The following is a 4,983-nucleotide window of genomic DNA, read 5'->3' as shown; positions in this document are numbered from 1 at the left end:
GTTCGCCTGCGAGCGTCCGCGTCAGCTCGAGATTGGCGCGTGTCGCCGGATCGATCGCCATGGTCGCGCCCGAGGCTTCGCGCGCGGGTGGCGATAGCGGCGGATGCTTGCCGACCTGGGTACGATCGACATAGGTGACGGCGGCGGCCGCGGCGGTGGCCTCCAAGCGCGTGAGCTGAGAGAGCCCGTCCATGGTTGCGACGGCAAAGTAATCGCACAGTCGCTTCTCGGCGGTGGCGCCGTCGAAGACGTCGCGGGTCAGCGGCGTCACCGCCGGCAGCTCGCGCAAGGTCTGTCCGAGTTCGCTGTCGTTGTAGAGTGCGTCGGTGACGATCGCCTCGTTCGGGTTGATGCGCGCCAGCGTCGCGGCGAGCTCGCCGCTAGAGCATTCCAGCACGGTGAATTCGGCGGTCGAGATGTCGATCCAGGCGAGGCCAAAGCGGTCGCCGCCGCCGGAAGTCCGGGCGCGCGCGACGGCCAGCAGATAATTGTTGGCACGCGCGTCGAGCAGCGTGTCTTCGGTGAGCGTGCCCGGCGTCACCAACCGTACCACGCCCCTGCGCACGACGCTCTTGTTGCCGCGCGCTTTCGCGGCCGCGGGATCCTCGGTCTGCTCGCAGACCGCGACGCGGTGGCCGGCGGATATCAGGCGATGCAGGTAATCCTCGGAACGCTCGACCGGCACGCCGCACATCGGGATGTCGGCGCCCTGATGCTTGCCGCGCTTGGTCAGCACGATGCCGAGTGTCCTGGAGGCGATCTCCGCGTCCTCGAAGAACAATTCGTAAAAGTCGCCCATCCGGTAGAACAGCAGCAGGCCCTGATGCGCCGCCTTGATCTCAAGGTACTGTTCCATCATCGGGGTGACCCGCGCGGCGGCTTCCGCTGGCGGCGCGGGCGTGTCGTCGGGGGGCGGGACGGGGATCGGCTGTGGCATGGTCATGGGCGGCGCAACCTACAAAATTTCGGCACCTGCTCCTATCGCTTTGGCCGGCAGGACCGGGTTTTCCACGTTGTCCGCATTGCGGCATGCGTGGCTGGCGTGCGCCCCCCTCGGAACACGCGCGTATCAGTCAATTGACCTGCCGCGGGCGCGCTCCTAAAACTCCGCCGTCATTGAAGAATTCTGGCCGAACCGCGGCATTCAGGGAGAACAACGATGCGTGACGTCTTTATCTGCGATGCCGTGCGGACCCCGATCGGCCGCTTCGGCGGCTCGCTCGCCAAGGTGCGCGCCGACGATCTCGCCGCCGCCCCGATCAAGGCGCTGATGGCCAAGCATCCCAATCTCGACTGGGCCCAGGTGGACGAAGTCTTCTTCGGCTGCGCCAACCAGGCCGGCGAGGACAACCGCAACGTCGCGCGCATGGCGCTCCTGCTCGCGGGTCTCCCGGATTCGGTTCCGGGTCAGACCCTGAACCGCCTCTGTGCCTCCGGCCTCGATGCCGTCGGCGCCGCAGGTCGCGCCATCCGCTCCGGCGAGATCGAGCTTGCGATCGCCGGCGGCGTCGAATCCATGACCCGCGCGCCCTTCGTGATGGGCAAGGCGCAAGAAGCGTTCTCGCGCTCCGCCGAAATCTTCGACACCACGATCGGCTGGCGCTTCATCAATCCGCTGCTGAAGGCGCAGTATGGCGTCGATGCCATGCCGGAGACCGGCGAGAACGTCGCCGAGGAATTCCAGGTCTCTCGCGCCGACCAGGACGCCTTCGCCATCCGCTCGCAGCAGCGCGCAGGTGCCGCGATCGCCGCCGGCTATTTTGCGGAAGAAATCATCGCGATCACCATTCCCGGTGGCAAGGCGGGCCCGATCACCGTCGACAAGGACGAGCATCCGCGTCCCGAGACCACGCTGGAAGGTCTCGCCAAGCTGAAGCCGATCGTGCGCAATCCCGGCACGGTGACCGCCGGCAATGCCTCCGGCGTCAATGACGGCGCTGCCGCGATGATCCTGGCTTCGGAAGCTGCGGTGAAGAAGCATGGTCTGACGCCCCGCGCGCGCATCCTCGGCCTTGCCTCGGCCGGCGTGCCGCCGCGCATCATGGGCATCGGCCCGGTGCCGGCGACCCGCAAGCTGATGGAACGGCTCGGCAAGAAGATCAGCGATTTCGACCTGATCGAGCTCAACGAGGCCTTCGCCTCGCAGGGCATCGCCTGCATGCGCCAGCTCGGCGTCGCCGACGATGCGGATTTCGTCAATCCGCATGGCGGCGCGATCGCCCTCGGCCATCCCCTCGGCATGAGCGGCGCACGCCTCGCGCTCACCGCCGTCCACGGCATGGAGAAGCGCGGCGGCAAGCTCGCGCTCGCCACCATGTGCGTCGGCGTCGGCCAAGGCGTCGCGGTCGCGATCGAGAAGCTGAACTGACCGGACGCACAGCGTCCGGTCATCCCGGAGCCGCTCGCTAGAGTGGAATCCGGGATCTCGAGATTCCGGGTTCAGCCCTGCGGGCTGCCCCGGAATGACAACTTTGGAAGCCCGAAACCCGCTTCCCCAAATTAGTTATATCCTATAATGATTGGCGGAAGCGTTGACTGGCCGGACCACAATGGCCGGGGAGGAGTTCGCCAATGACATTCATCTATCCCACTGACAGCAACAAGGCGCACCCGCTGCCGCTGTCGCCCGACTACAAGAGCTCGATCAAGCGCGCGCCGAACAAGCCCCTGATCCCAATGCGCCATACATTGTCGGAGCTGACCGGCCCGGTTTACGGCCACGAGACCGTGCGAGAGGGCGACAGCGACCTCACCACCCAGCACACCGGCGAACCGCTCGGCGAGCGCATCATCGTGCACGGCCATGTCCGCGACGAGGACGGGCGCGGTGTGCCGAACTCATTGGTCGAGATCTGGCAGGCCAATTCCTGCGGCCGCTACGTTCATGTTCGCGACCAGCATCCGGCGCCGCTCGATCCGAATTTTACGGGGGCCGGCCGTACGGTGAGCGATGCCGCCGGCTACTACCGCTTCGTCAGCATCAAGCCCGGTGCCTATCCCTGGGGCAATCACCACAACGCCTGGCGTCCCGCGCACATCCATCTGTCGGTGTTCGGCCATTCCTTCGTCACGCGCCTCGTGACGCAGATGTACTTCCCGAACGACCCGCTGTTCCCGTTCGATCCGATCTTCAACTCGGTGCCGGACGAGAAGGCGCGGGCGCGGATGGTTTCTTCGTTCGACCTCGAGAACACCCAGCCCGAATGGGCGCTGTGCTACCGCTTTGACGTCGTGTTGCGCGGCAAGAATGCCACCCCCATGGAGAACCATTAAGTGCAGGACAACGGGATCACCCCATCGCAGACCGTCGGTCCGTTCTTCAAATATGGCCTGACGCCGAATGGCGAGTATGCCTGGAACGACGCGTTCACCAGCTCGACGCTCACGCCCGATGTCACGGGCGACCGCATCCGTATCGAAGGCCGGGTGTTCGACGGTGACGGCGTTGCCGTTCCGGATTGCATGCTGGAGATCTGGCAGGCGGACGCGCAAGGCCGCTTTGCCGACCCGCAGGACAAGCGTGCTTTGCCGAATGCGAGCTTCCGCGGCTTTGCCCGTTGCGGCACCGACAAGGACGGCAATTACGCGTTCGACACCATCAAGCCGGGCGCGGTGCCGGACCCCGACGGCAAGCCGCAGGCGCCGCACATCCTGCTTGCGGTGTTCGGCCGCGGCATGCTGCGGCATCTCTACACCCGCATCTATTTCAGCGATGAGGCCGGCAACGCCGCCGATCCCGTGCTGGCGCTGGTGCCTACGGATCGGCGTGCAACGCTGACCGCGGTGCGCGAGGCGGGTAAGGCCGTATACCGACTCGACCTGCGGCTGCAGGGCGACAACGAGACGGTGTTCTTCGACGTGTGAGACAAGCGCGCCGGAGAGCCAGCTCGCCGGCGCCAGTTCTCATCCCGCGCAATCGCGCCTGCGTAGCTTTCGTCGCTCGGCTCGCTGTGCGTCAGTCCCTCTGACCTAAAACCGACTGATTGACGTCTAATTCCCGTAGTTCTGCGGAGCCATTCTTTTTGCAACTTCTCCGCGAGGCAATCCCGCATTTACCATATTGATCTAGGCTTCACGCGGTTTTGGCGCGCGCCCTGGATTATTTTCATGAAAATTCGTTTGTCATTGTCCTCCGCGATCGCCGCGTTCGGCATCGTTCTCGCCATCGGCTTTACTGCGGTCGTGTCCACCAGCCTCTATGCGCTACGCGAGCTCAAGGTGGGCGGTCCGCTGTACTCAGACATCAAGCTCGGCAACGATCTCATCGCGGACATTCTGCCCCCACCGGAATATGTCATCGAGGCCTATCTCGAGGCGACCCTGGCCATGCGCGAGCCGGACCAGCTGGCCGCCCACGGCGAACGCCTGGTCCAGCTGCGCAAGGATTACGACGAGCGCAAGGCGTTCTGGGTCACCTCCAGCCTCGCGGCCGACCTGAAGACGGCGCTGGTGTCGAAATCCGATGCCGAGGTGCAGAAGTTCTGGAAGGCGTCCGACCAGCTCCTGCCGGCCCTCAAGGGCAAGGACGCAGCCGCTTCCGAGCGCGCCTATGCGCAGCTCAAGGACGCCTACACCGCGCATCGCGCCGTGATCGACAGCATCGTCGAGAACGCCAACAAGCAGAATGCCGCGATGGAGAAGCTGGCCGCGGACCGCGACAGCTCAATGCTCTTCATCCTCCTCGGCGTCTCCGCGGCCGTCCTGGCCTTCATTGCCGCAGGCCTGCTCGGCGTTGCCCTCGGCGTGGTGCGCCCGATCGTGCGCATGACTGATACGATGCAGAAGCTCGCGACCGGCGATCTCGCCGCCGATATTCCTTTCGCGCATCGACAAGACGAGGTCGGCTCGATGGCGGGCGCGCTCCAGGTGTTCAAGCAGGCGGCGGTCGAGAATTCCCGGCTGCGCGAGGAGCAGTTGAGGCAGGAACAAGAGGCCGCGCTGGCCAAGCGCGGCGCCCTGCGCCAGATGGCCGAGACCGTCGAG

At 65.4% G+C, this 4,983-nt stretch carries 4 protein-coding genes and 1 pseudogene; 4 read left to right on the top strand and 1 reads right to left on the bottom strand.

What is annotated here, in order from left to right:
- Positions 1–943: pseudogene (locus MOV74_RS31105) on the bottom strand (DNA mismatch repair protein MutS); the annotation flags it as partial.
- 216 nt (positions 944–1,159) lie between these two features.
- On the opposite strand from MOV74_RS31105, the gene pcaF reads away from it, so the two are divergent.
- The 4 genes from pcaF to MOV74_RS31085 form a co-directional block, all read left to right on the top strand.
- Positions 1,160–2,368 carry a 3-oxoadipyl-CoA thiolase gene (pcaF, locus tag MOV74_RS31100; RefSeq protein WP_246930718.1) on the top strand — a complete coding sequence of 403 codons (1,209 nt, stop codon included), beginning with the start codon at positions 1,160–1,162 and terminating at the stop codon, positions 2,366–2,368.
- A gap of 203 nt (positions 2,369–2,571) precedes the next feature.
- Positions 2,572–3,273, top strand: coding sequence for a protocatechuate 3,4-dioxygenase subunit beta (pcaH, locus tag MOV74_RS31095; RefSeq protein WP_246930716.1), 702 nt, complete (start codon positions 2,572–2,574; stop codon positions 3,271–3,273).
- Positions 3,274–3,864: a protocatechuate 3,4-dioxygenase subunit alpha gene (pcaG, locus tag MOV74_RS31090; RefSeq protein WP_246930714.1), complete on the top strand. Its 591-nt coding sequence runs from the start codon at positions 3,274–3,276 to the stop codon at positions 3,862–3,864.
- Between the two features lie 243 nt (positions 3,865–4,107).
- A partial coding sequence (locus tag MOV74_RS31085; protein WP_246930712.1) for a HAMP domain-containing protein occupies positions 4,108–4,983 on the top strand: 876 nt, incomplete at its 3' end.

Source organism: Bradyrhizobium sp. SHOUNA76, assembly GCF_023006445.1.
Taxonomy (GTDB): domain Bacteria; phylum Pseudomonadota; class Alphaproteobacteria; order Rhizobiales; family Xanthobacteraceae; genus Bradyrhizobium.
This window is presented reverse-complemented; position numbering and strand designations above follow the sequence as displayed.